Here is a 2274-nt window from a genome sequence, read left to right on the forward strand (position 1 = left end):
TATTAGCAAAAAAAATACTTATAACAGGGGAAATATTCATTGCAACCGATCATCAGGACTATGCAGAGTGGATAGCATCACATATAAAGCAGTGTAACTCTTTAATCTATAGGGAAGACGATTTCACAAGTTATACTCTTACAAAATACCACAGAAGAGCGCTCAAAGATCAGCGTAAAGTGAGGTTCTTTAAAGTAAGTGTTATTAATAATTTGCAGACTATGGATCAATAGAGTTTTTGCATATCTCTTTTACGTTAACTATAAATTAAAAATAATAAAAAAAGAGGGAGAAATAGAGTAAATTCCTTTAACTACTTCTCCTTATGAAGGAATAGACTTCTTGCATAACCCAAACTAAGTAGAAAAAAGGTATCATCCAAGTAGCCCCTTTCTCGTCATGCCGCCGCGGCGCTAACACGTAGCTGGATGATGAGGCTTATCGTCATGCCACCGCGAACCGTCATACCGTCACGGTATCTCTTAGCCGCTAACAAGTAGCGGGATGACGGTTGTCAGGTTAGCTGTTATCCCAGTTTTTGACACTGGGATGACAACGAAGGGCTACTTGGATGACAGGGAAGGATGCTGGAATGAAGGTTTTTCAAATTGTCGATAAACCTAAATCTATAATAACTATTTGCCTTTTTTCTAGGTTATGCAAGAAGTCTACTGAATAACAGTAAGATTTTTCAATCCTGTTCCACAGCAAATTTTAGTGCCATGTGAGTAGTTATGGTGCTGTTAACAATCAAAATAACAAAAACTAATATGGTGATTAGTAGTGTATAAATATTCAAGGATAAATTTTCAAATTGAGTTAGCATTTTAAAATACACAAAGGTTGGCATTATCATTGGCAAAACAAGAATTTGCGATACTCCTGATGCTAAGTTGTTTCGACCAATCATCAATGCATTTCCAGTAGCTGAAATATTAATGATTATCAGCGTACTAAATAATAAAGACACTCCAACTGCTATTGAGTGTTCAATACTATTGCCTAGAATTGCAAAGCTGAATATGGAAGTAATTACTGAAATCGGACACCCAAATAATAACCAGTGAGCGAAAATTTTATAAGCAACTATAAGCCTAGAAGAGAGTGGCTGTACAATGATTTGCTCTAATATTCCATCATGATAATCAGATGTAAACAAATTATTTGTAGAAATCTGCAAAACAAATGTAGCACATATCCATGTTAATGTTAACATAACTTCTTGTCTATTGTTGTTTTTAAGTGTAAATGAAGATAAACTTAACATTATGATAAAAATACATACTATATAGGTAAAGTTCTTATCATCTATTACTATTTTTTTTACTGAGTCGATCATACTAGGCTTTTAAATGTTTATTATAAATTATAGTGTTTACTTTGAGGTAGTATAATTTTTTGTTCATAAATTATATAGGTTTTATTATTTTTTTGATAATGCAATTATGGAAAAGTTACCAAAAATAAAGTCACCAGAAGATGAAGAATATATGAGCGTAAAACAACTGGAATACTTCAGCTTAAAGTTACAGTCAATACTCGCTGAGCTGGAGAAACAAGAACTAGAAGAGAATAGTATTGATACATACTATTCTGATGGAGATAGTGGAAACGAGGAATTAATCAAGCGTCGAAAACTTAGAAAAGAAAAAATTAAGGAGGCGTTAGAAAAAATAAAATTAGGCACTTATGGTTACTGCGATGGAACAGGAGAAGAAATAGGAGTCGAAAGACTTAAAGCTAATCCGCTTGCTATATATTGTATTGAAGAGCAAGAGAGAGTAGAAAAAGAAAAGAACGTGTACAACATTAACGATTAATTTACACATAAGTGGTGAGCCCATTGGACTTCAAGAGGAGCAAGAGGCGCTGAAGTATAGCCTTTCTTATAATAGTCCGAATGCGATAAGATATGTGTTTATGGCTATAGCAGGCCAGTAGCATATTACGGTCTGTTCGGATTATTGTAAAAAGAGCTATATCTATGATCGTCTTCAGTAAAATTCATTCAGCAGCATTATGATTTGGAAGTAGATTTTATTTTTCGCTTGCAAAAAAGAAATTATAGTAAGCTATGGGAACGCTGGCGAATTAAATTTTGATTTTATATTAGAAAATGAAAAGCTAAAAAATAAAACGAAAGCTTTCATACAGAAAGCTTTTATACAGAAAGTAAGAGTTATAATGCTGACATTAGCCAACTGAGAAACAGAGTTTTTGACCGAGACTTTGGAGCAAAGCTTATGTGTTACGGTGGCACATAGAGGAGTGCTA

The 2274-nt window shown here is 33.6% G+C and carries 3 protein-coding genes and 2 pseudogenes; 3 read left to right on the forward strand and 2 right to left on the reverse strand.

The features are described 5' to 3' along the window. Positions 1-233, forward strand: a pseudogene (locus WGMM_RS03900) (tRNA (guanosine(46)-N7)-methyltransferase TrmB); the annotation flags it as partial. A 458-nt stretch (positions 234-691) separates the two neighbouring features. On the opposite strand, the gene WGMM_RS03905 reads toward WGMM_RS03900, so the two are convergent. Further along, on the reverse strand, positions 692-1339 hold the full coding sequence (locus tag WGMM_RS03905) for a heme exporter protein CcmB (protein ID WP_038250366.1): 648 nt from the start codon (positions 1337-1339) through the stop codon (positions 692-694). 106 nt (positions 1340-1445) lie between these two features. Between WGMM_RS03905 and WGMM_RS03910 the strand changes: the two genes are divergently transcribed. Next, positions 1446-1820, forward strand: a complete 375-nt coding sequence (locus WGMM_RS03910; protein WP_038250370.1) for a TraR/DksA family transcriptional regulator — start codon at positions 1446-1448, stop codon at positions 1818-1820. Between the two features lies 1 nt (position 1821). Here WGMM_RS03910 and WGMM_RS07140 read toward each other — a convergent pair whose 3' ends face one another. Next, positions 1822-1944 carry a hypothetical protein gene (locus WGMM_RS07140; RefSeq protein ID WP_275039483.1) on the reverse strand — a complete coding sequence of 41 codons (123 nt, stop codon included), beginning with the start codon at positions 1942-1944 and terminating at the stop codon, positions 1822-1824. Positions 1945-1994: 50 nt separating this feature from the next. Here WGMM_RS07140 and WGMM_RS05835 point away from each other — a divergent pair. Further along, a pseudogene (locus tag WGMM_RS05835) lies at positions 1995-2274 on the forward strand (IS4-like element ISWosp8 family transposase); the annotation flags it as partial.

It is taken from the genome of Wolbachia endosymbiont of Glossina morsitans morsitans (assembly GCF_000689175.1).
GTDB lineage: Bacteria > Pseudomonadota > Alphaproteobacteria > Rickettsiales > Anaplasmataceae > Wolbachia > Wolbachia pipientis.

Coding starts and splice junctions, on each gene's coding strand:
- WGMM_RS07140 (WP_275039483.1), bottom strand. CDS start 1,944: ATGCTACTGGCCTGCTATAGCCATAAACACATATCTTATCGCATTCGG.
- WGMM_RS03905 (WP_038250366.1), bottom strand. CDS start 1,339: ATGATCGACTCAGTAAAAAAAATAGTAATAGATGATAAGAACTTTACC.
- WGMM_RS03910 (WP_038250370.1), top strand. CDS start 1,446: ATGGAAAAGTTACCAAAAATAAAGTCACCAGAAGATGAAGAATATATG.